We start from the raw sequence: 25,338 nt of genomic DNA on the forward strand, positions 1-25,338 counted from the left end.
GCTTGTCCGCCCGGCATGGCGGCACGCGCGATGCCGGGCGGGGACAAACCCGCCCGTGAAACCACGGGCGATACTGCTGCGATGAGTTGCGTATCAGTTCAGGCGCGGCGGCTCACGGCGAGGCTGCGGCAAGGGCGCGCCGAGTCCTGCCTCGCTCGCGAGCGCATACAGGCGCAAGCCGAGCGCGAGATCCGATACACCCATGCCCATCGCCTTGAAGACCGTGATGTCGTCGGATGCCGTGCGGGCGCGTCCCTCGGCGATCACGTCGCATAGGGGCGTCACCTCGTTCCATGCATCGCGCGCGCCGTACGCACGCACGAACTCGGTCGACAGGCGTTTCGCCGCGCCGAGATCGTCGACCACGGCGCGCGTGCAACGGGCGAACACATCGTCGGCGAGTTCGATGCGCTCTTCCGTGATTGCGCCTACGGCGTTCACGTGCGTTCCATAGGCCAGCGCGGATGCGGGCAGAAACGCTTCCGTGGCGCGCGTCACGGTCGTGACGATCGGCGCATCGGCGACGGCGGCCTCCACCGACGGCGCCTCGACGATCTCGATGTCGAACTTCTCGCGCGCCCGCTCGACGAATGCACGCCGCTTGTCCGGCGTCGGGCTGTACACGCGCACCAGCTTCAGGCGACGCACGGCAGCAACGGCGGCGAGTTGCGCGAGCGCCTGCTTGCCCGTGCCGACCAGCGCGAGCACGTCCGCATCGGGCCGCGCGAGCCACTTCGTCGCCACGCCGGAGATGCCGCCCGTGCGCATCTGGCCGAGCGCGAACGCTTCGAGAATCGCCTTGAGCTGGCCGTTCGCGCTATCGAAGAGAATCAGCAGCGGACATGCGCCGCCTTCCGTATGCGCCCAAGTCTTGGTCCCGACGATGCCGGCATCCTGAAACGCTGCGCCGATCGCGTGCAGATTGCTGTGCCCCCACGCGACATGTGTCTTGCCCATGTTGCGCGCCGCGCCGCTCGCCTGTTGGGCGAGGCCTGCCTCGAGCGCTTCGATGGCGCCCGAGAGATTCATCAGCGAGACGATTTGCTGCTCGGAAATCCACACGGGTGTGCTGACCGCGTTCATTGCTCATCCTCGAAAATCGACGCTACGGGCGGTTCGAGCCGCAGCGTGTTGACGGCGATCGCATGCGTGACGTAGCGGCCGATCAGCATCACGAAGGCCATTGCTTCAGCGGGCGTCACGAGGCTCGCAAACGCGTCGAACTCTGCCTGCGCTTCAATCCCACGCGTACGCAATGCCTTCAGCGCATAGGCTTGCGCTGCTTTCTCTGCGTCGCTCAGTTCGGTCGCGGCAGCAGGATCGAGCCGATTGACTTGCGCGATCCAGGTGCGCGGAAAACCAAGCTTCACGCTCAGGCGTTCATGCTGGTGACGCTCGTAACGGTTCTCCATGTAACTCGCCACCGTCAGCGCGCCGAGTTCCGTGAGCCGGTCGGGCAACGCGTGCTTCAGCGCGTCGGTGAAATGCATGAATTGCAGGAGCACGTCGGGCGCATGGCCCGCGCACTTGAACAGCTCGCCGAGATAGCGCAAGCGCTCGACGCGCGGCGTCAGATAGGCGGCCAGATCGGTCCGCATGTCGGCCATCTCCAGCCGTGGAATCCTGTCGCTCATCAGGGTCTCCGTTTCGTTGTCGTTCGGATCGTCGCGGGCGCTCAGAGCAGACCCGCGCGATCGAGCACGCCATCGAGCCGCGCTTCGAGTTCACGCGTGGCGGGCATCATCGGCAAGCGATGCTCGTTCGCGGGAATCAGGCCCATGCGCTTCATCATGTATTTGATGGGGATCGGATTCGTGTCGTAGAACACGGACTGATTCAGTTCGAACAGCGCGAAATGCAGCTTGCGCGCCGCCGCGTAGTCTTCGCGTTCGACGGCCTCGACGAGATCGGCGACCTTGCGCGGCGCCAGATTGCCGACCGCGTTCATCAGCCCGCAGGCGCCGACTGCGAGCATCGGATAGCTCAACTCTTCGAGACCGACGAACACGCGCCACTCGGGCCCGAACGCATCGAGCATGTGCGTGACGAAGGCCATGTCGTTGACCGCGTGCTTCATGCCCACGAGGTTCGGCGCGCGCTCTCGGATCGACTTGACGGTGGCAAGGTCCATGCTGACTGCCGCACGCCCCGGGATGTGATAGATCAGCAGCGGCCGATCGGTGCGCGCTGCGATGTCCGCGTAGTACTCGACCAGCCCGCGCTGCGGCGGACGGATGTAGTAAGGCGTAACGACGAGCATCGCATCGACGCCAGCCTTGTCGGCGTGCTGCGTCAGTTCGACCGTCTCCGCGTGCGATTGCGAGCCTGTCGCGGCCAGCACGGGAACGCGGCCAGCCGCTGCCTCGACGGCCACGTCGACGAGGCGGTTGCGCTCGGCTACGGTGAGCAGACTCGGCTCGGCTGTCGTGCCGTTCACGAGCACGCCGTGCCCGCCGTTGACGATTTGCCAGTCGACGAGCCGTGCATACGTTTCGTAATCGACGGCCTGGTTGCGGAAAGGCGTAACGATCGGGGTGATCGACCCCTTCAGCCAGGAGATATCGCGCATGATCTGGATTCCTTGTCGATGAAGCGGCTTACGCAGCCTTGGCAGCATTCGTGCGATTGGTCGAAAAACCGGTCTGCGTGCCAAGCAGCGCGGGCGGCTCCTTCAGGCTCTCCTGCCACAGCAGCGACTGCATGTAGATGTTGAGCGGCTGGTCCTGGATGGTCAGCTCGTAGACGTAGTCGTCGTAAGACGCGTGGTTGTGTACGGCCCAGCCGGGCGCCGACAGCATCAGGTCGCCGGCCTTCCACTCGTAGCGGTTGCCCGCCACCATGCTGTAGCCCGAGCCCGAAAAGTAGTAGTTGATGGCCGCGGAGACGTGGCGATGCGGACGGTCGACGATCTTCGGCGGACGGATCGTCATCGTCGCGAAGAAGTTCGGCGTGATGCCGTTGGTGCGGCCCGTCACCGGGTTATACATCATGTACAGACGGCGGCCGACGTAGTCGCTGCCCAGCGCCTCGAGCTTGTCGAGTTCGGCCTTCACCTGTTGCCACGAGAAATGCAGCGGACGCGATTCGACCACCTGCGGATTGATCAACGTTTCGTACGGCATCAGCAGACCGCCGTCTTCGCCGATCGGGAACGTGCCGAACGGACTGCGGCGCTTCGGATCATCGCTCGCGTGCGCGGTGAGCGTTTGCGTCGGCACTTCCAGTTCGACGCCAAACTCGGGCACATACACTTCCATGTGCTGCAGCAGCGGCGTATTCGAGTAGACCAGCCGCACCTGAATGTCGTCGGTGTCGTTCGTATGCGCGAAGGCGACGAAGGCGGGGTGATTCCACACGTCGTATTGACGGAACGCGATGGTGCGGCCCGCGACGCGCGTCGAGCCGCCGCCCCGGATGCAGAAGTTCACCTCGGTCGCGTTGTGGCGCATCGGCTCCGTCGATTCGCCAGGCAACAGGACTTGCAGCGACACCTGAATGCCGGGCGCAAGTCCGGGCGAGCCGGCGCGCGCGGACGGATGAACGATCAACGATTGGCGGCGGCCGTCTGCGGGCCTCGGCAGCGCGGCAAGGCGCTCCACTTCCGCGTCGATCTGTTCGCGGCTCACGATCACGGGCGCCCAGTAGTGGTTGTCGCGGGGACGCTGGCCCGTCTGATCGACGAAGCTCGCTTGCGCCGGCCCGAATTCGCGTCTCAGGTCATGCATCGGAAAGTCTCCTCAAGGCACCCGCCCGAAGCGGTTCGCGGCGCGGTGCAAAAAATGGAATCGAGGACTGAAAATTACTCGCCGGCGCTCTGTCGATCAAGATTGATATTTCAAATCAATATAAACATTCAAAGCGCTCGATGCGGCGACGCAAAATCACCGAAACTCATTCTCCATAGCCTTTCTGCTAGACTGCAGATTGTTCAGGCGCCACGCCTTTTTCGGTTTATTTATATTGATTAGATTGATTTCATGACGACCCGAGATCTGATGACGCGCGAAGAGGTACTGGCCCGGCTCAACATCAAGCCGGCCACCCTCTATTCGTACGTAAGCCGCGGCCTGATCGGCACCGCGCCGCACGACGACGGCCGGCGCAGTCTGTACGTGCGCGCCGACGTCGAACGGGTGGGCAGCCGCAAGCGCGGACGCATGCCGAAGGCGGCATCGGCTGAATCGACGATGCGTTGGGGCGAGCCCGTGCTCGCCTCCGCGATCACGCACATCACGCCGCAAGGTCCGCTGTATCGCAACCGGTCGGCCGTCGAGATGGCGAAGGCAGGCTCTTCGTTCGAATCGGTTTCACAACTGCTGATGACGGGCGTCTGGCAGGACGGCGTCACCGCGTGGGGCGCACTCGACACGCCGCAAGCCGTGCTGCCGCTATTCGATGCCTACGCGGGCAAGCTGGACGGCGGCGATATCGCCAACCTGCTTGGCATGGTGCCGCTCGCGCTCGGCATGCAGGGGCGCGGCGCGGCGGAGATTTCCGATGGCAGCGCGGTGCAGGCCGCGCGCCTCATCATGCAGACGATGGCGGGATGTCTCGGATTCCTGAGCAAAGAGCGCGCGTTCGTGATGCGCGAGCGCGGCGAGAGTCTCGCGGCCTATCTGCTGCGAGCGGCGGGCGGCACATGTACGCCCGATGCCGTCTTTGCCGTCAACGGTGCGCTGACCGTACTCGCCGACAACGAACTGGCGCCCGCCACCTTCGCCGCGCGCGTGGCGGCGTCGACGAATGCAGACCTCTACAACTGCGTCGCGGCGGCAATCGGCGCGCACGTCGGCTTTTCGACGGGCACGGCGACGGAGAAAGTCGAAACCCTGCTGTTGCGCGACGTCGCCAATCCGGATACGGCACCGCGCCTGCAGATGGTTCGCGAGGTCGGCGCGAGTCTGTTCGGCTTCAACCATCCGCTGTATCCGGAAGGCGACGTGCGCGCCAATCTGATTCTCGAACAGGTGCGCGCGCTGCAGCATGCGACGCCGGAGACGGTCCCGACACTCGAATTTCTCGCGCTCGCCAGAGACAAACTGTCGATGCATCCCGGCGTGGCGATTGCGCTCGTCGTCCTTGCACGTGCGCTCGGCCTGCCGGATGGCACGGCCACGGCCTTATGGATCATCAGCCGTACAGCGGGTTGGGTCGCGCATGTGCTGGAGCAGCGCGCGCAGGCTTTTCTGCTGCGGCCACGGGCGAAGTACATTGCGGCTTTGCGGATGTAGCACGACCAGCGCTCAGCGCGAGACGTTTTAAACGGATAGGCCCGAAGCCGTGTCCCGCGCCATTTCGGCAAGTAGCCATGTGCGAAATGCCGTAACACGCGCGAGGGACTCCTCGCCCGCCGGATAAACGAGGTAATACGAACCCTGGCCTTTCGCGGTCTGCGGCAAGGCCTGCACGAGACGGCCCGACGACAGTTCGGTCCGCACCATCGCCGGGTCCACGACGGCCACACCCAGGCTTTCGCAAGCGGCCTGGATCACCATGTTGCGCGATGCGAGCAGCAACTGGCGTCCACCCGGCGGCAACGTGTTTTGCGCGGCATCGGCCCATAAGGCCCAATCGTCTGGCCGCGTTTTCGCCGAGAGCAGCGTGAAGCGCGCGAGATCAGCGACGCTCGACAGCGGCCCGTTCGCCGACAACGTTTCAGCCGAACACACGACGATCAGCGATTCCTCACGCAGGAAGTCGCAATGCACACCAGGCCAGTGACCGTCGCCATAGGCGATCGCGCAATCGAGCGCCTCGCGCTCCAGATCGACCTGCGCAATCGATACGCGAATCTCGACATTGGCAAACTGTTCCTGCACGGCAGTGAGCCGCGGCAATAGCCAGTGCATCGCGAACGTCGGCAGCGAGTTCACGACGAGCGGCGACGAGCGCTCGTTTGCCGCTACGCGCTGCCACGCCGACCATAGCCGTTGCAGACATTGATCGACTTCGCCGTGTAGCAGGCGCCCCGCTTCCGTGAACGCGAGTCCACGGCCAGTGCGTGTGAAAAGCCGCGTGCCGAGCCGCTCTTCGAGCACGCCAAGCTGGTAGCTGAGCGCCGATGGGCTCAGATGCAGTTCGCGTGCTGCATGCACGAGGTTCAGATGGTGGCCGATCACCTGGAAGCTGCGCAGATGATTGATCGATGGCAGCGCTTGTGTGCTCAAGGGGACAGGCTCCGTCGATGGACGTAACCCATCGTACCCAGCCGCGCCGCGCGTCGCAATCCGGGATTGCCGCGATCAAAGATCGAGGACGAGTTCGTCCGATCGCGAGCGCGAGCAGCAAGGCAGGAACTGGTCGTTGCGGGCGCGCTCGTCGTCGGTCAGATACAGATCGCGATGTTCGGGATCGCCCGCCAGCACGCGCGTCAGACACGTGCCGCATACACCCTGCTCGCACGATGTCTCGATGCGCACGCCGTGCGCGGCCAGCGCCTGCACCACCGTTTCCTGTTCGCTCACGCGCACCACCTTGCCGCTGCGCGCGAGCCGTACGCTGAATGCGTGTGCCATGGGCGCGTTACCGCAGGTGTCGGCTGTGGGCACGCTGAAGTACTCGCGATGCAAATGGCTGTCCGTCCAGCCAGCCTGCCGCGCGGCATCGAATGCTTGATCCATGAAGCCAGAAGGGCCGCACACATACAGATGCGAACCGGGCGACGGATCGCGCACGATGCGCGCAACGTCGATTCGCGCATCGGCGGGTACATCGTCGGTGTAGAGCGTGCAGCGGCCTTTCAGATGCGGCGCATCGAGCCGGTCGAGAAAGGCCGCGCGCTCGCGATTGCGCACGCAATAGTGCAACTCGAACGAGGCCTGCGTCTGCGCAAGCCGCTCGGCCATGCTCAGCAGCGGCGTAATCCCGATGCCGCCCGCGAGCAGCACCGAATGCCGGGCGTCCTGCGCAAGCGGAAAATGATTGCGCGGCCCTTCGATACGCAACGTATCGCCCACCTGCAATGCGTGCATCGCGCGGGAACCGCCGCGCGATGCAGCGGCGTTTTGCACTGCGATCACGTAAGCGTCGCTTTGTTGTGGACGTCCGCATAGCGAGTACTGGCGAACGTGGCCCGTCGGCAGATGCACGTCGATGTGCGCGCCCGGCGTGTATTGCGGCAGCGGCGTGCCGTCGAGCGGCGCGAGTTCGAACATGCGGATGCCGTCCGCGACCTCTTCGATCCTTTTGATACCTGTTTTCATAGGGGATTCGGGTTGATGTCGTCAGGCGCTCTGGCTCACGCTGGCCACCGCATAGCGGCGCGACAGTCTCACGAGCAGCATCAGCAGCACGCCGATGGCAGGCAGCAGCGCGACGGCAAAGAGAATCGTGTCCGGCTTCCAGCCGTTCGCGAGCACCGCACCTACCAGCATCGGCGAGCCGATCTTGCCGATCTGTCCCGCCGCGCCGCCGAGGCCAAGCGCTGTGGAACGCACACGCGTCGGAAAGATGAGCGCAAACAGCGCGAGCGGCGCGGACTGTCCGATACCGCCCGTGAAGCCGATCACGAAACCGCTTGGCAGCAGCGCGGCGAAGCGCGTGACCTCGAATGCGACCACCACCGTCGTCACGGCAAGCACGAGCAGCGCGGGCAACAGCGAACGTGTCGGCCCGAAGCGGCTCACCAGGTATCCTGCAAACCCGAGTCCGAGCATCGAGCCGATATCGAGGCTCGCGAGCACATACGAGGTGTGTACCACGGAGATACCCGCCGTCTGCAGGAGCGGCGTGAGCCAAACCGTCATCACCTTGATGGTCGCGTAACTCAGCATCAGGATGCCAAGCAGCAGCAACGTGATGCCCGCGCGGCCTTCGCTGAATATCTCCCGCACGGGCACACCCTTGCGCGCCGCTTGCCCTGTACTCGCCGCCGCGTTCAGCCGCAACTGCTCGACGTCGATGGTCTCGTTCGGGAAGAGCCGCGCGAACACGGCGCGCAACTTGTGCGTCTTGCCGCGCGAGATCAGGAAATGCGGTGACTCCGGCAGCCACGCGACGATGGCGAGCGCCGCTGCGATCGACAGCGCGCCGCCCACCACATACACCGCACGCCACCCGAAGTTCGCGAGCACATAGCCGTTGACGACCGCGCCCACTGCCGCGCCGAGCGAATAGTTGGCGAACAGCACCGCGACCGCGAGACCTCTGGAGCGGCTATGCACGTATTCCGCACCGAGCGCGAGCACACAGGGAAAGATGCCACCGAGGCCAATGCCCCCGAGAAAGCGCACGATCAGCAGTTGCGTGTAGTTCTCCACGGACGCCGTTCCAAGCGTGAGTGCGCCGATCAGCAACGCGGCCGCGATCACGAGTGGCCGGCGGCCGACGCGGTCGGCGAGATAGCCGAACACAAAGGTGCCGATCAGGCCGCCCAGTTGCAGCACTGAGAACACCACGCCGAAACTCGCGAGCGGCACGTCGAGCGCATGGGCCATCGCTTTCGTCGCAACACTGATGGACTGGGTGTCGAGACCATCGAGGAAGATGACTGATCCGCATAACACGAGAATCAGTCGCTGGTAGGCCGAGAGCGGCCGGCTGTCGATCAGCGCGGCGGCAGCGCCCGGTGAAGCGGTCGATTGCATGTCTGTCTCCTTGAAGCGGGCGCTGTGCGTCCCGCCTTTTTTGGTTGCTTGCGCCGCTTACGCTATCGCTGCGGGCACGGGCTGATCGCTACGCGCCTCGGCATCGATCATCGCAGCGAGCAGACGCCGCGCGCGGATCGCGGCCGCATCGGTGGCGAGCAGGACGGGACGCATCGAGAACAGCTCGCGCTCGCCCATGCGCGTCTGCACGCCTTCGATCATCGGCTTGTCCTGTTCGTGAAAGCCCATTTGCTGCCAGCGCGCGGTTTCGTCGTCAGCGTCAGGATCGTCGAGACGGTAGTTGCGCGAACTCGCGTACAGATATTGCGTCGACGCTGCGCCGATCGGCGTGACGATGTGCGTGCCGATCCGCACGAGGCCATGCTCACGCGGTCTGCCGACAGGCACCACGCCCGTCTCCAGCAGGCAGCAGCCCGGCGCATGCCAGCGTATGTTCAGCCAGTAGTCCACGGGCGCATCGGGATCGTCGAGAAATGGGCGGAACGATTGCGGCGCGCGCGTTCCGGCCACGGTGCGCCGACTTTCCAGCGCACTGCCATCCTGCACGACGTCGTGTTTCGCCTGAAGAAAATCATCCACCTGCTGATACGGCGCATGCAGATAGTTCACATGCGAGAGGTCCATCAGGTTATCGACGACCAGTTCGTAGTGCGCCTTTTGCGTCATCTCGTCGCCGACGGTCTTCAGTCCCGGCGACACCAGATGCGAAAAATCCGGGATCAGACTTGCATCGGCGCGCGATGGTTCGCCCGCCCAGATCCATACGAGCCCATGACGGTCTTCCGTCGGAAAACTGCGCACGCGCGCGCCGGGAGGAATTCGGCCGTCGCCGTGCGGATTCTTCGAGCAAGCGCCGCTGCAGTCGAATTGCAGCCCGTGATAGCCGCATTCGATGCCGTCGCCGACACGCTTGCCCATCGACAGTGGCGCAAAGCGATGCGGGCAGCGGTCGATCATCGCGACGGGCGCGCCACCGTGCTTGCGGTATAGCAGCATCGGCTCGCCCAGCAACTCGCGGGTGGATAAATCGGCGCCGACATCGCGGCTCCACGCCGCGGCGTACCAGGTGTTTCTCAGCAATTTCATGACTTGCTTTCCTCGAATAACGCTGTCGTTGGGGACAAGGGCAGGTTATCGGCGAAACACGAGTACGACAAACGCAATTATTTGGCGGCTGAGTCGCAATTTTTCGATGCCTGTAGCGGGGGAAGCGACAGGCCGGGTCAAGCAGCCAAGGCAGGCTTGCTACTGCGCGCCCTGCCGCTGCTTCCAGTCAGCGTAAAGATCCTCATGTGATTCCAGCCGAACCGGCTCATATTGGATCTTGATGGTTTGTTCGGCAAACGGCTTCGCCAGATCGGCATAGACAGCCGCTGTCGATAGCCCATAGGGCGCGCCATCCTCGTTGGAGTACGCATAAAACACTTCACCGATGCCCGCGATCCGCATCGCGGCAAGACACATCGGACACGGATGACCGCTCGCATACACGGTGCATCCCGCGAGGTTCGGCGAGCCGAGCTTCTGGCTCGCCGCGCGGATCGCGTTCAATTCCGCATGCGAAGTCGGATCGTTCGTATGCAGAATTTCGTTCACGCCTGTCGCGACGACTTCGCCATCCTTGACGATCACGGCGCCAAACGGCCGGCCGCCGCTCTCGACATTGCCGTAGGCCAGTTCGATCGCCTCAGCGAGGTAACGTTGTTGCGGGGTCATGGTAGTCACTCCTTGAATACGTCTGAGGAGTTTACGCTACGACGAATCAAAACGTCTGCCAGTCGACTTCAGCCCGCGATTGAACGGCTGGCTCGCGTTGCACGACAGGTTTCTTCGCAGCCACCGAGCGAGCGGGCGACGGCGTCGCATACATCCCCTGCTGCCCACCATCGAGCCTGAACATCGCCACGGCCGCCTTGAGGCTCGCGGCCTGATCGGCCATCGCCTGCGCGGCCGCCGTTGCCTGCTCGACGAGCGCGGCATTCTGCTGCGTCACCTGGTCCATTTGCGCGACAGCCGTATTGACCTGCTCGATCCCCGTCGACTGTTCCGTCGATGCCGCCGCGATTTCGCTCATGATGTCCGTCACGCGCTTCACCGAGCGGACCACATCGTTCATCGTCTCACCCGCGTCATGCACGAGCGTCGAGCCCGTCGACACGTGCGCAGCGGATGTTTCGATCAACGCCTTGATCTCTTTCGCGGCAGCAGCGCTGCGTTGCGCCAGCGTGCGGACCTCGCCCGCGACGACTGCGAAGCCGCGCCCCTCTTCGCCAGCGCGCGCCGCTTCGACGGCGGCATTGAGCGCGAGAATGTTCGTCTGGAACGCAATCCCTTCGATCACCGAAATGATCTCGGACACGCGCGACGAACTCGATGAAATGTCATCCATCGTCGCGACGACCTTGCGTACCACATCGCCGCCCGTGGTCGCCGTCTGCGACGCGTTACTCGCGAGCGTGCTGCCCTGGCGAGCGTTCTCAGTGTTCTGCCGAACCGTCGACGTAAGCTCTTCCATGCTCGCCGCCGTTTCTTCCAGCGAAGCCGCCTGTTCTTCCGTGCGCTGCGACAGATCGGTATTGCCTTGCGCGATTTCGCTCGCCGCAACCGAGATCGACTCGGCCGACTTTTTGATGTCGGCGACGATCGACGTGAGCCGAGCGCGCATCGTGTCCAGCGATCCCATCAGGCTGTCGGGATCGCTGTTCGTGAGATCCACCTTGACGGCGAGATTGCCCTGCGCGATCTGCGCGGCGATATCCTGCGCGGTGCGCGGCTCGCCGCCCAGCTGTCGCAGGATGCTGCGGGTAATCAGCGTCGCCGTGACCAGCGCGAGCGCAATCGACGCCGCCACGATCACTGCAATCAGCACGCGAATGCGCGAGTAGGTCGCGATTGCGTCCTGCTGTGCGACGAGATTCGACTGGTCTTCGAAGTCCGCCAGTTCCGCGGCGCGCGCAAGCCAGGTGCGTTGCGTCGGCCGGGCGCGTTCGAGCAGCAACTGCGTCGCGGCGATCGTGTCGTTCGCGAGACCGAGTTCGACCACCTTGCTCATCGGCGGCACGGCGGCGGACTCTTCCTGCTTGAGCGCAGCCATCAGCGAACGCTCGCGCGGATCGGTTCCGGCTTCTTCCGCGAACATCCGGTCGAGCTTCTGATACGCGTCCGCATAGAGCTCGCCCTGCTTCGCAATCCGTTCGGCTTCGGCTCGTCTGTCCGCAGCAGTCGTGTAGAGCACGATGTTGCGCATCGCTATCGCGCGATCCTGAATCGATGCGCGAAGCTCGTTGGCGAGACGTGCCTGCGTGCCGTTGACGCGCGCGATCTCGTCCAGCTTGCCGTTCAATGCCCATAGCCCGTAGAAACCGATCATCGCTACAGCGAGCAGCAAGCCCGTCAACAAGCCGAATCCGGCAAGCAGGCGGGTCGAGACATTCAGGTTGCGCAGGTTCATTGCAGTCGTGCCTCGTTGGTGGTTACAACTTGTTTACGGCAAACCAACGAGCGGCTGAAGGTGACTTTATGCCACACTGCGTAAAGAGAATAGAACACGGACGTTCGTACGTTGCCGTCACCGAAGCGTGACGGCATCATTCGATCCACATCAGGAGATCGCCATGTCGCACAAGGGAAGCTGTCATTGCGGACGCATCGCTTTCGAGGTCGAAGGCGAGCCAACCAGCGTCATGGCGTGCAACTGTTCGATATGCCAGCGCAAAGGCGCGTTGATGTGGTTCGTTCCCTTCGAGCACCTCCATCTCACGACACCCGAGCAAAACGCCAGCACGTACACCTTCAACAAGCACGTGATCCGTCACCGCTTCTGCCCCGTTTGCGGCATGCATCCGTACGGTGAAGGCACCGCGCCCGACGGCCGCCCGATGGCGGCCATCAACGTACGCTGTCTCGAAGATATCGATATCGATGCGTTGCCCGTCACGCATTACGACGGGCGCTCGCACTAACGTTCGCGCTCAGGGCGCTGTCTGCGCGCGGGGGTCAGGTGGGATTGGGGGTCCGCTCATTCTGCTCGCGCGACCACTCGCGCACCGCGTTCGCGAACAGATGCAGCGCGGGCGGCGTATGCCGGTTCGCCGGGTAGTAGAGGCACCATTGCCCGAATGAAGGCCCCGCCGCCGGCAGCACGTCGATCAGCACGCCTGCCGAAAGCAGCTCGCTCACCAGCGTCTCGGGCACCCACGCAATGCCGACTCCCGACAGCGCGGCCCACACCATCAGATTCAGATTGCCGAGGGTGACAGAACCGCCGACATCGAGCGACACACGTCGGCCGCGATGTTCGAGATCCCAGCGGAACAGCGCACCGCTCTCGAACCGAAAACGGATGCAGCGGTGATCGAGCAAATCGTTCGGATTTTGCGGCATGCCATGCCGCTCGATGTACTCCGGTGAGGCAACCGCGCAAAAACGCATCTCAGGTCCGAAGCGGATCGCGATCATGTCCCGCGGCACGTCTTCCATCACGCGGATACCCGCGTCGAAACCACCCGCGACGATATCGACGAGCCGCGTATCCACCACGAACTCCACATGAATCTCGGGATATTTCTCGAGGAACGTCGGCAGCACCTGCTGGATCACTTCTTTTGCGCCGTTCTCCGAGCAATTGATACGAATCGATCCCGAAGGCCGGTGCTGCGCCGACGTGGCTTCATCCACCGCGTCTTCGAGATCGCGAATCGCGGGACTCACGCGGCGCAACAACTGCTCGCCGGCTTCGGTCAGTGCCATCGATCGCGTCGTACGCGTAAACAGCCGCACGTTCAGACGTCCTTCCAACGCGCGCATGGCGTGACTCAGCGCGGACGGCGTCACGCCCATCGCGCGCGCAGCGGCGCTGAAGCTGCGGTGTTGTGCAATGGAAACGAAGGCCGATAGTTCCGACAGACCAGGACGCGGCATTAGTGAAAATCTCTCATAAGGTCTTGCAAACCCAGGCGGATTGTTGAGCGCAATTATCGAGCCTATTCTGTGTGTCCGCACCTGACTATCAAAGAGGAAATCATGCAGCAGCGCGAACTGGGCAAGTCCGGTCTCAAGGTATCCGCCATCGGACTGGGCTGTATGGGACTGAGTTTCGCATACGGCCCCGCGACGGAAGAGCAGCAGGCAATCCGTCTGCTTCACTCGGCGCTCGACCAGGGCGTCACCTTCTTCGACACCGCCGAAGCCTACGGCCCCCACACGAACGAGACGTTACTCGGCAACGCTCTGTCGGCGAATCGCGACAAGGTCGTCATCGCCACCAAGTTCGGTTTCATCGACGGCCAGCCGCCTAAAGGTCTCGACAGCCGTCCGGAAACCATCCGGGCCGTCACCGAAGCATCGCTCAAGCGACTGAAAACGGACCGCATCGATCTGCTTTACCAGCATCGCGTCGATCCTGCCGTGCCGATCGAAGACGTGGCAGGCACCGTGCGCGATCTCATCAAGGAAGGCAAGGTGTTGCACTTCGGTTTGTCCGAGGCAGGCGCAAGCACGATCCGCCGCGCGCACGCCGTGCAACCCGTCGCCGCCGTGCAAAGCGAGTACTCGTTGTGGTGGCACGAGCCGGAAGCCTCCGTGCTGCCGACGCTCGAAGAACTGGGCATCGGCTTCGTGCCGTTCAGCCCGCCAGGCAAAGGCTTCCTGACGGGAGCGATCGACGCCAGCACGACCTTCGACAAAACGGACTTCCGCAACATCGTGCCGCGATTCTCGGAAGAGAACCGCAAGGCCAATGCGGCACTCGTCGAAGCGCTCGGCGCGATTGCCGATAGCAAACGCGTGACGCGCGCGCAGATCGCGCTGGCATGGTTGCTTGCACAAAAGCCGTGGATGGCGCCGATCCCCGGCACCACGAAGCTGTCTCGACTGGAAGAAAATATCGGCGCGGCTTCTATCGTGCTGTCGGCGGAAGATCTCCAGCAGATCGATACGGCGTTGCGTGGCATCGCGATTGTCGGCGAGCGTTATCCCGCGCATCTTCAGCAACGCGTTGACCGCTAAGTAGCTGGCGCAATACGGACGACGTGGAGATCGCGTCGTCCGTGCCCTCATCTCATCTCAGCGCAGCGAGCGGAAACTCACGCGCACTTCGTCCGTGAACTCTTGCGGTTGTTCCCAGGCGGCAAAGTGGCCGCCTTTGGGCAAACGATTGTAGTGAATCAGTTTCGGATACGCCTTCTCTGTCCAGCTCTTGGGCGCCGAGTAGATTTCATCCGGGAACACGCTGACCGCAACGGGAATGGTGACGTGCTTCGGCGCAAAGAAGTTGAGCTTGTTCTCCCAGTAGAGACGCGCCGACGAGATGCCCGTATTCGTCACCCAATACAGCGTGACGTTGTCGAGTACATCATCGCGCGACAGCCCTTCCGTCTGACCGTTGAACACGCGCGCAATCATCGCCTGACTCGCGGCGTCGTGATCGAGCATCCACGCGGCAAGACCAATAGGCGAATCTTCGATGCCATACAGCGTTTGCGGCCGGCCTGCCATCTCTTGCGCGTAACCCAGACCGTGCTTGTAGAAATAGTCGAGTTGATCGAACGCGTGCTGTTCATCGGGCGACAGACCGGCGGGCGGCGGGTTGCCGTACTTCAGCGCATTCGCAATGTCGTCGGGTACGGTGGCGGGCATGTTCGTATGAATGCCGATCAGTCCCGGCGGCGTGAGAAGCGCCATTTGCTCGGTGACCGCATTGCCCCAATCGCCGCCTTGCGCGACGTATCGCGTGTAGCCGAGACGCTGCATCAACACCACCCACGCGCGTGCGATGCGTGCAGGGTCCCAACCTGTTGCCGTCGGCTTGCCGGAGAATCCGTAGCCGGGAAGTGAGGGAATCACGACATCGAAAGCATCCGATGCATTGCCGCCGTGCGCTGTCGGATTGGTCAAAGGATCGATGACCTTCATTTGCTCGATGATCGAGCCGGGCCATCCATGCGTGATGATCATCGGCAAAGCATCTTTCTGCTTCGATCGCACGTGGATGAAGTGAATGCCGAGCCCGTCGATTTCAGTGACGTATTGCGGCAGCGCATTCAGTCTCGCTTCCACCTTGCGCCAGTCGTAGTTAGTCGACCAGTAGGTGGCAAGCTTTTGCATCGTCGCGAGTTGCACGCCTTGTGATGCATCGGTGACAGTCTCACGCTCGGGCCACTTTGTCGCCTTGATGCGTCGGCGCAGTTCGGTCAGTTGCGATTCCGGCACGTGAACGCGAAGTTTACGAATGGCCGTCTTGTCGCCACCGGCCGCCGGCGTGATTTCAGTGATTGCCTGATTCGTTTGCGCAAAGGCGAATCGACTCAACGAACCTGCGGCGATCGCGGCAGCGGCCACGCCGATAAAGCGGCGACGCGACGGGACTTGAGGAAGGATATCGTTTTGCATGGAAGCTCCTGTTGGCAATAAGCACGAGTAGGTGGAGCGATGAGCGCCGCAGCGTTTGATATCCCGGGCATACCGCTTATCACTGCCCGTCCTGAAGCCCATATGTCGAGCCAGTCGGCAAAGCTCATATCGTCACCGCTTTGCTGCGAATCAGGATTCGTTGTTCGTGATTCGTGATTCGCAACAGATGAGCGGATTATGTGAATGCGGACACTCGACGTAAATACCAGCGGCGGCACAACACTTGTGTCGGCGATGAACAACTCGTAGTCGATGCCGCGCCTATGCACAGGAATGGCAGTAGTGCAAAACATGGCAAGGTCCGGAGACTGAACTACGGCGATGAGTCCGTGATCATGCGTGATCTTAATGACGTTGCCGATGTCACGCAGCGCAAGTACACGCGTTCCAATCAAGGTGACGCGAATGCATCGATAGTGCCGCGTTCACGTCGTAACTGGCCAGGTCGCAAACTCGCATCTCGCCCGCCTGTTTGAAAGCGGCTTTCAAGCAGCAGCCTGTTCCGCGACAGAAACAATGCGCTCGATTGTTGCCCCACCGCTCTCCTCGCATGCCCCAGATAGCGAGTCTATGCACACACATGCCCCTTCCGATGCGGCCACTTCATAGCTGGTCGTATGCTATGGCGGCACTTCCCAAGGCGTTTCTTTCGAGCATGGCTAGCTGCTCCGATTCGATCGCCGAGCAACGTCAGGAAGTACACAGCGCTTGACACTATGATTATCATAGTGATATTTTGTGTCATCGCGATGCACCTTGTGAGACGTCACGATTCGTTCGACAAAAGTAGCTCGGCGCCGACAGCGAGACGCGACCAGTTCGCACCCTTTCCGAATGGAGAACTGCAATGTCCAATCCTGTTTATCGCGCGGACCGCACCGGCTTGCTGCTGGTCGATCCGTACAACGATTTTCTGTCGGAAGGCGGCAAGGTCTTCCCCATGATCAAGGAGATCGCCGCCGAAGTCGGATTGCTGGACAACCTTCGTGCGGCCGTCGCTGCTGCGCGCAAGGCCGACGTCCAGGTGTTCTACGTCCCACACCGCCGCTGGGAACCAGGCGACTACGACAACTGGGATCATCCGAACCCGACGCAACGTCTCGTGCAGCAACGTCACACGTTCGAGAAGGGAACGTGGGGCGGCGAGTTTCATCCCGACTTCCAGCCGCAGGCCGGCGACATCATCATCAAGGAACACTGGGCGCAAAGCGGTTTCGCCAACACCGATCTCGACTTTCAACTCAAGCAACAAGGCGTCACGCATGTGATCGCGATCGGACTGCTGGCGAATACCTGCATGGAATCGACGTGCCGTTTCGCGATGGAGCTGGGCTATCACGTCACGCTCGTGCGCGATGCAACGGCCGCTTTCACGAAGGAAATGATGCACGCGGCCCACGAACTGAACGGCCCTACTTTCGCGCATGAAATACTGAGAACGGCAGAACTGGTCGCCGCGCTGGCTGAAGCACAGGGAGCCCGCTCATGACGCTCACCGGCAGCCTCTTTATCGGCGCGCAAGAAGTGCCCGCCAGCGCGGGCTCGATGCCGGCGCATCACCACAGACGGAAACCGCTTCATGGACAAGATTCACAGCCTGCGCGTTTTTTCGCGGGTCGTCGAAACCGGTAGTTTCACTGCCGTAGCCAATGTACTCGACAGTAATGTGGCGCGCGTCTCGCGTGCCGTTTCGGAACTCGAAGACGACCTGCGCGTGCGGCTCTTTCATCGCACGACGCGGCGCATCACGCTCACCGATGCAGGCGCCCGCTATTACGAGCGATGCCAGCAGATTCTCGCCGACCTCGACTACGCCGACGCCGAAGCCGGCAACGCGATGAACGAGCCGCACGGCACGCTGCGCGTACATGCGATGCCGGGCCTTGGACAAACTCATCTCGCCGCGTGCATCGTCGGCTATCAGGCGCGCTATCCGAACATCGAGATCGAACTCGTGTTGTCATCGACGATGCCGCGGCTCGTCGAGGAACAGTTCGACGTATCCGTCGTGACGGCGCGAACGCTGCCCGATTCGGGTTACGTCAGCCAGGTGACGGGCACGAGTTACAGCATGCTGGTCGCCGCGCCGTCGTATCTGGAGAAGCACGCGCCTCTGCGCTCGCCCGACGATCTGGACGGCCACGCATTCGTGCGGCTGCAGTCGCCCGCCTCGCCGACGGATGGCTGGCAACTCGAAGGCGCGGACGGCGACGTGCTGCTGAATGCGTCGGCGGCCCGCTACAGGATCAACGATCCCGAGGCTTTGCGCGTGGCGCTACGCGCCGGCGCGGGCATCGGCGCGCTCGCAGTCTATTCGGCTATCGACGATCTTCGCGCAGGCACACTGGTTCGCGTTCTGCCGCAATTCCAGCTGCCGACTCGCAACGTCTATTCGGTTTACGCTTCGCGCCGCTATGTCGATGCAAAGATCCGTACGTTTGTCGACTTCCTCAAGGACGAACTCAACGCGCGACTCGCTGCACAGGAAGCCACCTTGGTTTCGTGAGGACGCTTGACGTCGTTCAGACCGCGACGATTCCCGTCAGATTACCGGCGTCGCGCAGCACGACGCGCGTGTCGGAACCGTCGAGCGACACGCGACGGATCGTGCCACCCAGATCGCTGACATAAGCGAAGTTGCGATAAGGATGCACGGACAATCCGATTGCCTCGTTGAAGCCGCCGAGCAACACGTCGGCATGCAAGCCCGTCTCGCCACGCTGCTGAAGCCGGCTGCGATTCAACGTGTTGCCGAACGGCGGCGCGCCGCGATCGGTCCAGTAAAGCGTCATCGTCGCAGCGTCGAGTTCGAGATCGACGGGCTCCGGCAAGTGGTCAAACAGAGTTTCGATATCGTTGCGCGATGCCGGCGACACGCTCTTGCGGCGCGGATTCAGCGGCGCGCGCAAGATGCTTCCCGTGTTTGATTTCGTCGCGCCCTTTTGCGTCCAGTAGATCTGCTCACGTTCGGCATCGAGCGCAAGTCCGACACACCAGTTCCGCGCGTCAGCCTGTTGATGTGCGCCATAGCCCGTTTGCACGAGCGTCTCCAGTGATGATCCGTCGAGCCTGCAACGCATCACGCGCATGCCTTCGCGGTCGCACCAGTAGAGATGCCCGCCGCGTGGCTCGATGAATAGTTGCTTTGGCGTGTGCGTCAGGCTGGGCGGTACGATGGTCGTGAGGTCGCCGCCGTCGAGATCGCAACGCATGATGAAACCGTCGTTGCGCGACGGCACGCCCATGTTGGTCCAGTAGAGATGACCGCGCGCCGTGTCGATGGCGATGCTGTCCGGTCCCGCACAGCAAGCGTCGACCAGCACTTCGAACCCGCCGCCATCGCTCGTCGCCGACAGCACGCGATTGCCGCCGTGGTCGAGAAAGTACAGACGCATGTCATCCGATGCGCCCGTCTGCTCGCCGGGCTTTTCCAGAAGCGCGTGCTCCATCATTGACCCGCGACGGCAAAGCCGCGATAGGGCAGCAGCGGAATGAACATCTGGATTTCGAGCTTGCCGGCCTGCATCAGCGGCAGTGCTTCGACGGTTGCGCGCGCTGCGCTTTCGTCCGCCGCTTCGATCAGCAGGCACGCGCCCGGCAGGTCCGCGCGGGTCCAGGCCTGACGAATCGTATCCAACGCGTACTTCTCTTTGACATACGCGACTTCCATCGCGCGCTGCTCGTTCGTGACGGGCGTGGCGTCTTCCTTGACGCGCATTGCAAACAGAAATTGCATGAGAACTCCTTCGACTTTCACGTGTTGTTTAACTCACGTGCAGTCTAAGAAGCGTGCTCAAGCGGAAAAAGACGGCGTTCCGTAAAAGGCTCTTTTACGGAACCTGAAAAATGCGGTCGTGCGGCCGATCAAAACGCCTTGGCAAGCCGGAACGCCGAAACGGCTTCGCGCATCGTCTGCGCCTGGCTTTCCAGTGCGCTTGCCGCGGCGGCCGCCTGTTCGACGAGCGCCGCATTCTGCTGCGTGACCTGGTCCATCTGGCTCACCGCGTGGCCGACCTGCTCGATGCCGTCGCTCTGCTCGGCCGTCGCCGTCGTGATTTCGCCCATGATGCCCGCGACGTTGCGCACCGACCGTACGATCTCGGTCATCGTCGCGCCCGCTTGCGCGACGAGTCCATTGCCGTTCTGTACGTGATCGATGGACGTGCCGATCAGCGCCTTGATCTCGCGTGCGGCGCCCGCGCTGCGCTGCGCGAGCGTGCGCACTTCGCCCGCGACGACGGCGAACCCGCGCCCCTGCTCGCCCGCGCGCGCCGACTCGACGGCTGCGTTCAGCGCGAGAATATTCGTCTGGAACGCAATGCTGTCGATCATGCCGATGATGTCCGCAATCTTGCTCGAACTCGAGCTGATCTCGGCCATCGTATGCACCGCGCGCTCGACCACGTCGCCGCCCTGCTGCGCGAGATCGGCTGCATTCGTGGCGAGCCGGTTTGCTTCGCGCGCGTGTTCGGCGTTCTGCTTCACGGTCGACGTCAGTTGCTCCATGCTCGCCGCCGTTTCTTCGAGCGACGCCGACTGCTCTTCCGTGCGGCTCGACAGATCGAGGTTGCCCGCCGCGATCTCGCGCGCCGCCGTATGAATCGCTTCGCAGCTTTCGCGCACGCCGGAAACCGTCCGTGTGAGACCCGACTGCATGCGGTGCATCGCGGCAAATAACTGACCGATCTCGCTCTTGCTCGCTTCGGGCACGCGCACCGTGAGATCGTTGGAGGCAATGCGATCGAGCACGTCGGCCGCCTGTGCGAGCGGCGTGGTGACCGTGCGTTGCAGCGCGATGTACGCAAGCACGATCAGGCCGACCGCAATCGCGATGCCGAACATCACCGTGCCGACGATCCATTGATAACGCTGATTGCCGCTCGCGAGCGCATCCTCGGAAAGCTGGTTGGCGAGTTTCTGGAATTTCTCGACGTTCGCCGAATAAGCCGCGCCCGACGCGGTAATGTCGCGATCGTTGAGCGCCGCGTAGGTGGCCGTATCGCCGTTGCGCAATGCGTCGGCGGCACGGTTGAGTGTCGTGGCAAGTTGCGTCGCCGAATCGAGCAGTTGCTGCTTGAGCGCAGCGTCCATGCCGTCGAACGCATCCGACTTCTCGAAAGCCTGCGTCTCGCGCACGGACAGGTCGAGCGAGCGTTGCGCGCTTTGCAGCGCCGAGTCGCGCGTGGCCGTGTCATTGCGCTCTTTTAGCGCGGAGTAAGCGCGCACCATCGCCGAACGCGTGCGCGTCGTGTCCTTGTATGCGTCGTTGACGAGAATGGTTTGACGCGCCATGTCCCGCAGATTCTGCGCATTGCCGTTGCTGATCTTCAGCGCGCCGATGCCGACCACGCCGCCGAGCAGAATCATCGTCGCGAATACCACAAGCAATGCAAGAAGGCTGGCCCGTACTGTAATGTTGCGCATGCTGATCGATGCCAGCACGCGCCGGCGAAGAGTTGAGTCAACAGCTTAACGGCAGTATCGGGGAACGCTTTAGGAGACTCGGGAAATATTGACTGGTTCAGTGGAGCAGTCGCATCCGTGTTGATGCGCGAACCGGGCTATTGCAGCGCGAGAGCGTTAATTGCGATGTTCAGGGAAGGGGTCGGCGAAGCGCCGCGAAGAAATCTCGCGTCGGGCGAAGGCGGTTGACCTCGCCCGAGCGAGCAATGCGTGAAGAGAGGCGCTGCTTTTGCCAGAGCTGACTGCGCGACTGTGGTTCACACAGTGCGCAGCATCTCCAGCACCCGCACGACATCGGCGTCGGCGAGGTCGCCCTCCGGTTCCTTGCGGGCGAGCAGCAAGTCCATCAGGTCGTTATCGCTTAGTTCGAGCAGGCGCGTGAGCGCGCCTACGTCTGCATCACTGAGATCATGCTCATATCGGCTAAAAAAACGCTCGAAGATCAGATCGTTTTCCAGCAGGCCGCGCCGGGCGCGCCAGCGAAGACGCGCGCGACGCAGCGGGTCGGACTGATGCGGCGTGTCCATCTCAGACCGCACGCCGGACCATCAATTCCTTGATCTTGCCGATCGCCTTCGTCGGGTTGAGCCCCTTCGGGCACACGTCGACGCAGTTCATGATCGTATGGCAACGGAACAGACGGTACGGATCTTCCAGGTTGTCCAGCCGCTCGCCCGTCGCCTGGTCGCGGCTATCCGCGATGAAACGGTAGGCTTGCAGCAGCCCCGCCGGGCCGACGAACTTGTCCGGATTCCACCAGAAGCTCGGGCACGACGTCGAGCAGCTCGCGCACAGGATGCACTCGTACAGGCCGTCCAGTTCGTCGCGTTCTTCCGGCGACTGCAGACGCTCCTTCTCCGGCGGCGGCGTGTCGTTGATCAGGTACGGCTTGATCGAGTGATACTGGTTGAAGAACTGCGTCATGTCGACAATCATGTCGCGAATCACGGGCAGCCCCGGCAGCGGACGCAGCACGATCTTCTGCGGCAGGTCGTTCAGGTTCGTCAGGCAGGCAAGACCGTTCTTGCCGTTGATGTTCATCGCGTCCGAGCCGCACACGCCCTCGCGGCACGAGCGGCGGAACGACAGCGTTTCGTCCAGTGCCTTCAGTTTCACCAGCGCGTCGAGCAGCATGCGCTCGTGCGAGTCGATCTCGATCTCGTACGTCTGCATGCGCGGCGCGGCGTCCTTGTCCGGGTCGTAGCGGTAGATTTCGAATGTACGCTTGGCCATGGTGTGGGGTCCTTTGTGCTTTAGAAGGTACGCGTTTAGAAGGTCCGTGCCTTCGGCGGCACCGATTCGACCGTCAGCGGGTTCATATGTACCGGCTTGTAGTCGAGGCGGTCGCCTTCGCTGTACCACAGCGTATGGCGCAGCCAGTTCTCGTCGTCGCGATGTTCGAAGTCGTTCTGCGCATGCGCGCCACGGCTTTCCTTGCGCGCTTCCGCCGACACCATCGTCGCGCGCGCCACTTCGATCAGGTTCTCCACTTCGAGCGCTTCCACGCGCGCCGTGTTGAACACCTTCGACTTGTCCTTCAGGTGGATATTGCCCACGCGTGCAGCCACTTCGCGAATGCGCTCGACGCCTTCGGCGAGCAGCGCCGACGTACGGAACACGCCTGCGTGCGCCTGCATCGTCGAGCGGATGTCGTTCGCCACGTTCTGCGCGTATTCGCCCGAGCTGGAGTTGTCCAGCTTCGCCAGACGCGACAGCGCGAAATCAGCGGCATCGGCCGGCAGCGGCTTGTGCTCCTTGATGTCCTTCACGTGCTTGACGATGTGGTTACCCGCCGCGCGGCCGAACACCACGAGATCCAGCAGCGAGTTCGTGCCCAGGCGGTTCGCGCCATGCACCGACACGCACGAGCATTCGCCCACGGCGTAGAAGCCGTTGATCGGGTCTTCGTGGCCCTTGGCCGTACCGACCACCTGACCGTGAATGTTCGTCGGAATGCCGCCCATCTGGTAGTGGATGGTCGGCACAACGGGAATCGGTTCCTTGATGCAGTCGACGTTCGCGAACTTCAGCGCGATCTCGCGGATCGACGGCAGACGCTTCATGATCGTCTCGGCGCCGATGTGCGACAGGTCGAGCAGCACGTGGTCCTTGTTCGGACCGACGCCACGGCCTTCCTTGATTTCCTGGTCCATCGAGCGCGAAACGAAGTCGCGCGGCGCCAGATCCTTCAAGGTCGGCGCGTAGCGCTCCATGAAGCGCTCGCCGTCCGAGTTACGCAGGATGCCGCCTTCGCCGCGCACGCCTTCCGTAATCAGCACGCCCGCACCGGCGACACCCGTCGGGTGGAATTGCCAGAATTCCATGTCTTCGAGCGGGATGCCCGCGCGTGCGGCCATGCCCAGACCGTCGCCCGTGTTGATGAACGCATTGGTCGAGGCCGCGAAGATCCGCCCCGCGCCGCCCGTGGCGAACAGCGTGGTCTTGCCTTCGAGGATATAGACGTCGCCCGTTTCCATTTCCAGCGCGGTCACGCCGAGCACGTCGCCTTCGGCGTCGCGGATCAGGTCCAGCGCCATCCATTCGACGAAGAACGTGGTCTTCGCTGCGACGTTCTGCTGGTACAGCGTGTGCAGCAGTGCGTGGCCGGTACGGTCAGCGGCAGCGCAAGCGCGCTGCACGGGCTTCTCGCCGTAGTTCGCCGTGTGACCACCGAACGGGCGCTGGTAGATCGTGCCATCCGCGTTACGGTCGAACGGCATGCCGAAGTGTTCGAGTTCGTAGACGGCGTTCGGTGCTTCGCGGCACATGAACTCGATCGCGTCCTGGTCGCCGAGCCAGTCGGAGCCCTTGATCGTGTCGTAGAAGTGGTAGTGCCAGTTGTCTTCGCTCATGTTGCCGAGCGAGGCGCCGATGCCGCCTTGCGCAGCCACCGTGTGCGAGCGCGTCGGGAACACCTTCGAGAGCACGCACACGGACAGGCCCGCGCGTGCCAGTTGCAGCGATGCGCGCATCCCGGAGCCACCTGCGCCGACGATCACCACATCAAACTTGCGACGCGGCAGGGAATTCTTGATTGCAGCCATTCTTTACACTCTCCAGAGAATCTGCGCAGCGTAGCCCGCACACGCGAGCAGCCAGACGATCGTCAACGCCTGCAGCAGAAGCCGCGTGCCAACGGGCTTGATGTAGTCCATCCAGATGTCCCGGATGCCGACCCACGCGTGATAGAACAGCGACAGCAGCGTCACGAACGTGGCGAGCTTCATCCACTGCGTGGCGAAAATGCCTGCCCAGCCGTCGTAAGAGAATGCGTGCGCGCCGAAGAACCAGGCGAGCAGGATGACGGTGTACACGGCCATGATGACGGCCGTGATGCGCTGCGCGAGCCAGTCGCGCAGACCATAATGCGCGCCCACGACGAGGCGCTTGGAACCAACTCGGTTATTGGCGGACATGTTTTTAGAATGCTCCGAACAGTTTGAGCGCGAAGGCGATCGTCAGGATCGACGACACCACCAGCACGACGACCGACGTGCTCTTGCCACGCTCTTTCGAGACCGCGTCATGGTTCATGTCCATCGACAGATGGCGTACGCCCGCGCAGAAGTGGAACAGGAACGCCCACGCCAGCACCAGCACGATCAGCTTGACGATGATGTTGGACAGGAAGCCCTTGAACACCTCGTAGCTCAGTTCGGAGGTCAGGCTCTGGTCAAAGAGGTACAGCAGGAACGGAAGGAAGATGAACAGCAGGCCGCCGCTCACGCGGTGAAGGATCGACACCCGCCCCGCGAGAGGAAGACGGTATGCCGTCAATATCTGCCCGATACCGATGTTCCGGTATTCCGGCCTCGGTTTTTTCAATGTGTCTGCCACAGTAGACCCCTTTCGGCTCTTC

Annotated in this window: 25 protein-coding genes; 5 read left to right on the top strand and 20 right to left on the bottom strand. The window is 62.7% G+C overall.

From position 1 onward, the window contains the following. Positions 1-93 precede the first annotated feature (93 nt). From C2L65_RS40395 to C2L65_RS40410, 4 genes are read right to left on the bottom strand one after another with little or no spacing between them, the layout of a single operon-like run. A complete protein-coding gene (locus C2L65_RS40395; protein WP_042313422.1) occupies positions 94-1,083 on the bottom strand; it encodes an ornithine cyclodeaminase family protein in 990 nt (329 codons plus the stop codon). Next, positions 1,080-1,634, bottom strand: a complete 555-nt coding sequence (locus C2L65_RS40400; protein WP_042313424.1) for a carboxymuconolactone decarboxylase family protein — start codon at positions 1,632-1,634, stop codon at positions 1,080-1,082. Before C2L65_RS40400 ends, C2L65_RS40395 begins: the two co-directional genes overlap by 4 nt. A gap of 41 nt (positions 1,635-1,675) precedes the next feature. Beyond that, positions 1,676-2,569, bottom strand: a complete 894-nt coding sequence (dapA, locus tag C2L65_RS40405; RefSeq protein WP_042313427.1) for a 4-hydroxy-tetrahydrodipicolinate synthase — start codon at positions 2,567-2,569, stop codon at positions 1,676-1,678. Between the two features lie 28 nt (positions 2,570-2,597). Further along, entirely contained in the window at positions 2,598-3,725 is a 1,128-nt protein-coding gene (locus C2L65_RS40410; protein ID WP_042313431.1) for a cupin domain-containing protein, read from the bottom strand. Between the two features lie 270 nt (positions 3,726-3,995). On the opposite strand from C2L65_RS40410, the gene C2L65_RS40415 reads away from it, so the two are divergent. Further along, complete coding sequence (locus tag C2L65_RS40415) at positions 3,996-5,231, top strand: citrate/2-methylcitrate synthase (RefSeq protein WP_042313434.1); 1,236 nt, start codon at positions 3,996-3,998, stop codon at positions 5,229-5,231. Positions 5,232-5,258: 27 nt separating this feature from the next. On the opposite strand, the gene C2L65_RS40420 is transcribed toward C2L65_RS40415, so the two are convergent. The 6 genes from C2L65_RS40420 to C2L65_RS40445 form a co-directional block, all read right to left on the bottom strand. Beyond that, a complete protein-coding gene (locus tag C2L65_RS40420; protein WP_042313437.1) occupies positions 5,259-6,167 on the bottom strand; it encodes a LysR substrate-binding domain-containing protein in 909 nt (302 codons plus the stop codon). Positions 6,168-6,242: 75 nt separating this feature from the next. Then, on the bottom strand, positions 6,243-7,202 hold the full coding sequence (locus tag C2L65_RS40425) for a PDR/VanB family oxidoreductase (RefSeq protein ID WP_042313440.1): 960 nt from the start codon (positions 7,200-7,202) through the stop codon (positions 6,243-6,245). Between the two features lie 21 nt (positions 7,203-7,223). Further along, on the bottom strand, positions 7,224-8,585 hold the full coding sequence (locus C2L65_RS40430) for an MFS transporter (protein ID WP_042313442.1): 1,362 nt from the start codon (positions 8,583-8,585) through the stop codon (positions 7,224-7,226). A 57-nt stretch (positions 8,586-8,642) separates the two neighbouring features. Then, positions 8,643-9,692 (bottom strand): aromatic ring-hydroxylating dioxygenase subunit alpha, encoded by a 1,050-nt coding sequence (locus tag C2L65_RS40435; RefSeq protein ID WP_042313445.1) that lies wholly within the window; start codon positions 9,690-9,692, stop codon positions 8,643-8,645. Positions 9,693-9,851: 159 nt separating this feature from the next. Then, positions 9,852-10,322: a nucleoside deaminase gene (locus tag C2L65_RS40440; RefSeq protein ID WP_042313447.1), complete on the bottom strand. Its 471-nt coding sequence runs from the start codon at positions 10,320-10,322 to the stop codon at positions 9,852-9,854. Positions 10,323-10,368: 46 nt separating this feature from the next. Beyond that, positions 10,369-12,057, bottom strand: coding sequence for a methyl-accepting chemotaxis protein (locus C2L65_RS40445; protein WP_042313450.1), 1,689 nt, complete (start codon positions 12,055-12,057; stop codon positions 10,369-10,371). A 163-nt stretch (positions 12,058-12,220) separates the two neighbouring features. Here C2L65_RS40445 and C2L65_RS40450 point away from each other — a divergent pair, with 163 nt between their 5' ends. Then, positions 12,221-12,568 (top strand): GFA family protein, encoded by a 348-nt coding sequence (locus C2L65_RS40450; protein ID WP_042313452.1) that lies wholly within the window; start codon positions 12,221-12,223, stop codon positions 12,566-12,568. A gap of 34 nt (positions 12,569-12,602) precedes the next feature. Here C2L65_RS40450 and C2L65_RS40455 read toward each other — a convergent pair whose 3' ends face one another. Next, on the bottom strand, positions 12,603-13,526 hold the full coding sequence (locus tag C2L65_RS40455; protein WP_042313456.1) for a LysR family transcriptional regulator: 924 nt from the start codon (positions 13,524-13,526) through the stop codon (positions 12,603-12,605). Between the two features lie 102 nt (positions 13,527-13,628). On the opposite strand from C2L65_RS40455, the gene C2L65_RS40460 reads away from it, so the two are divergent. Next, positions 13,629-14,612, top strand: coding sequence for an aldo/keto reductase (locus C2L65_RS40460; protein WP_042313458.1), 984 nt, complete (start codon positions 13,629-13,631; stop codon positions 14,610-14,612). Positions 14,613-14,669: 57 nt separating this feature from the next. Here the strand turns inward: C2L65_RS40460 and C2L65_RS40465 are convergent, their stop codons facing one another. Then, complete coding sequence (locus C2L65_RS40465; protein WP_042313460.1) at positions 14,670-15,995, bottom strand: epoxide hydrolase family protein; 1,326 nt, start codon at positions 15,993-15,995, stop codon at positions 14,670-14,672. 868 nt (positions 15,996-16,863) lie between these two features. Here C2L65_RS40465 and C2L65_RS40470 point away from each other — a divergent pair. Beyond that, entirely contained in the window at positions 16,864-17,505 is a 642-nt protein-coding gene (locus tag C2L65_RS40470; RefSeq protein ID WP_042313464.1) for a cysteine hydrolase family protein, read from the top strand. A gap of 90 nt (positions 17,506-17,595) precedes the next feature. After that, positions 17,596-18,522 (top strand): LysR family transcriptional regulator, encoded by a 927-nt coding sequence (locus tag C2L65_RS40475; protein WP_042313467.1) that lies wholly within the window; start codon positions 17,596-17,598, stop codon positions 18,520-18,522. 16 nt (positions 18,523-18,538) lie between these two features. Here C2L65_RS40475 and C2L65_RS40480 read toward each other — a convergent pair whose 3' ends face one another. From C2L65_RS40480 to sdhC, 8 genes are all read right to left on the bottom strand, one after another. Next, positions 18,539-19,468 carry a YncE family protein gene (locus tag C2L65_RS40480; RefSeq protein ID WP_052426968.1) on the bottom strand — a complete coding sequence of 310 codons (930 nt, stop codon included), beginning with the start codon at positions 19,466-19,468 and terminating at the stop codon, positions 18,539-18,541. Beyond that, entirely contained in the window at positions 19,465-19,752 is a 288-nt protein-coding gene (locus tag C2L65_RS40485) for a hypothetical protein (protein ID WP_042313472.1), read from the bottom strand. Before C2L65_RS40485 ends, C2L65_RS40480 begins: the two co-directional genes overlap by 4 nt. 128 nt (positions 19,753-19,880) lie before the next feature. Beyond that, positions 19,881-21,440: a methyl-accepting chemotaxis protein gene (locus C2L65_RS40490; protein WP_042313483.1), complete on the bottom strand. Its 1,560-nt coding sequence runs from the start codon at positions 21,438-21,440 to the stop codon at positions 19,881-19,883. Positions 21,441-21,736: 296 nt separating this feature from the next. Next, positions 21,737-22,006, bottom strand: coding sequence for an FAD assembly factor SdhE (locus C2L65_RS40495; RefSeq protein ID WP_103254653.1), 270 nt, complete (start codon positions 22,004-22,006; stop codon positions 21,737-21,739). 1 nt (position 22,007) lies between these two features. Continuing rightward, entirely contained in the window at positions 22,008-22,712 is a 705-nt protein-coding gene (locus tag C2L65_RS40500) for a succinate dehydrogenase iron-sulfur subunit (RefSeq protein WP_042317328.1), read from the bottom strand. A gap of 35 nt (positions 22,713-22,747) precedes the next feature. Then, on the bottom strand, positions 22,748-24,523 hold the full coding sequence (gene sdhA / locus C2L65_RS40505) for a succinate dehydrogenase flavoprotein subunit (RefSeq protein ID WP_042317330.1): 1,776 nt from the start codon (positions 24,521-24,523) through the stop codon (positions 22,748-22,750). 3 nt (positions 24,524-24,526) lie between these two features. After that, a complete protein-coding gene (gene sdhD / locus C2L65_RS40510; protein ID WP_042317332.1) occupies positions 24,527-24,895 on the bottom strand; it encodes a succinate dehydrogenase, hydrophobic membrane anchor protein in 369 nt (122 codons plus the stop codon). Between the two features lie 4 nt (positions 24,896-24,899). Continuing rightward, the gene (gene sdhC, locus C2L65_RS40515) at positions 24,900-25,316 is read right to left on the bottom strand and encodes a succinate dehydrogenase, cytochrome b556 subunit (RefSeq protein WP_091782232.1); all 417 of its coding nucleotides are present in this window, start codon (positions 25,314-25,316) and stop codon (positions 24,900-24,902) included. Positions 25,317-25,338 lie beyond the last annotated feature (22 nt).

The sequence above is a fragment of the Paraburkholderia terrae genome (assembly GCF_002902925.1).
GTDB lineage: Bacteria > Pseudomonadota > Gammaproteobacteria > Burkholderiales > Burkholderiaceae > Paraburkholderia > Paraburkholderia terrae.

Bases quoted from the DNA above. Each gene is read 5' to 3' on its own strand.
- C2L65_RS40395 (WP_042313422.1), bottom strand. From the start codon at position 1,083: ATGAACGCGGTCAGCACACCCGTGTGGATTTCCGAGCAGCAAATCGTC.
- C2L65_RS40400 (WP_042313424.1), bottom strand. From the start codon at position 1,634: ATGAGCGACAGGATTCCACGGCTGGAGATGGCCGACATGCGGACCGAT.
- dapA (WP_042313427.1), bottom strand. From the start codon at position 2,569: ATGCGCGATATCTCCTGGCTGAAGGGGTCGATCACCCCGATCGTTACG.
- C2L65_RS40410 (WP_042313431.1), bottom strand. From the start codon at position 3,725: ATGCATGACCTGAGACGCGAATTCGGGCCGGCGCAAGCGAGCTTCGTC.
- C2L65_RS40415 (WP_042313434.1), top strand. From the start codon at position 3,996: ATGACGCGCGAAGAGGTACTGGCCCGGCTCAACATCAAGCCGGCCACC.
- C2L65_RS40425 (WP_042313440.1), bottom strand. From the start codon at position 7,202: ATGAAAACAGGTATCAAAAGGATCGAAGAGGTCGCGGACGGCATCCGC.
- C2L65_RS40430 (WP_042313442.1), bottom strand. From the start codon at position 8,585: ATGCAATCGACCGCTTCACCGGGCGCTGCCGCCGCGCTGATCGACAGC.
- C2L65_RS40435 (WP_042313445.1), bottom strand. From the start codon at position 9,692: ATGAAATTGCTGAGAAACACCTGGTACGCCGCGGCGTGGAGCCGCGAT.
- C2L65_RS40440 (WP_042313447.1), bottom strand. From the start codon at position 10,322: ATGACCCCGCAACAACGTTACCTCGCTGAGGCGATCGAACTGGCCTAC.
- C2L65_RS40445 (WP_042313450.1), bottom strand. From the start codon at position 12,057: ATGAACCTGCGCAACCTGAATGTCTCGACCCGCCTGCTTGCCGGATTC.
- C2L65_RS40450 (WP_042313452.1), top strand. From the start codon at position 12,221: ATGTCGCACAAGGGAAGCTGTCATTGCGGACGCATCGCTTTCGAGGTC.
- C2L65_RS40455 (WP_042313456.1), bottom strand. From the start codon at position 13,526: ATGCCGCGTCCTGGTCTGTCGGAACTATCGGCCTTCGTTTCCATTGCA.
- C2L65_RS40460 (WP_042313458.1), top strand. From the start codon at position 13,629: ATGCAGCAGCGCGAACTGGGCAAGTCCGGTCTCAAGGTATCCGCCATC.
- C2L65_RS40465 (WP_042313460.1), bottom strand. From the start codon at position 15,995: ATGCAAAACGATATCCTTCCTCAAGTCCCGTCGCGTCGCCGCTTTATC.
- C2L65_RS40470 (WP_042313464.1), top strand. From the start codon at position 16,864: ATGTCCAATCCTGTTTATCGCGCGGACCGCACCGGCTTGCTGCTGGTC.
- C2L65_RS40475 (WP_042313467.1), top strand. From the start codon at position 17,596: ATGGACAAGATTCACAGCCTGCGCGTTTTTTCGCGGGTCGTCGAAACC.
- C2L65_RS40480 (WP_052426968.1), bottom strand. From the start codon at position 19,468: ATGATGGAGCACGCGCTTCTGGAAAAGCCCGGCGAGCAGACGGGCGCA.
- C2L65_RS40485 (WP_042313472.1), bottom strand. From the start codon at position 19,752: ATGCAATTTCTGTTTGCAATGCGCGTCAAGGAAGACGCCACGCCCGTC.
- C2L65_RS40490 (WP_042313483.1), bottom strand. From the start codon at position 21,440: ATGCGCAACATTACAGTACGGGCCAGCCTTCTTGCATTGCTTGTGGTA.
- C2L65_RS40495 (WP_103254653.1), bottom strand. From the start codon at position 22,006: ATGGACACGCCGCATCAGTCCGACCCGCTGCGTCGCGCGCGTCTTCGC.
- C2L65_RS40500 (WP_042317328.1), bottom strand. From the start codon at position 22,712: ATGGCCAAGCGTACATTCGAAATCTACCGCTACGACCCGGACAAGGAC.
- sdhA (WP_042317330.1), bottom strand. From the start codon at position 24,523: ATGGCTGCAATCAAGAATTCCCTGCCGCGTCGCAAGTTTGATGTGGTG.
- sdhD (WP_042317332.1), bottom strand. From the start codon at position 24,895: ATGTCCGCCAATAACCGAGTTGGTTCCAAGCGCCTCGTCGTGGGCGCG.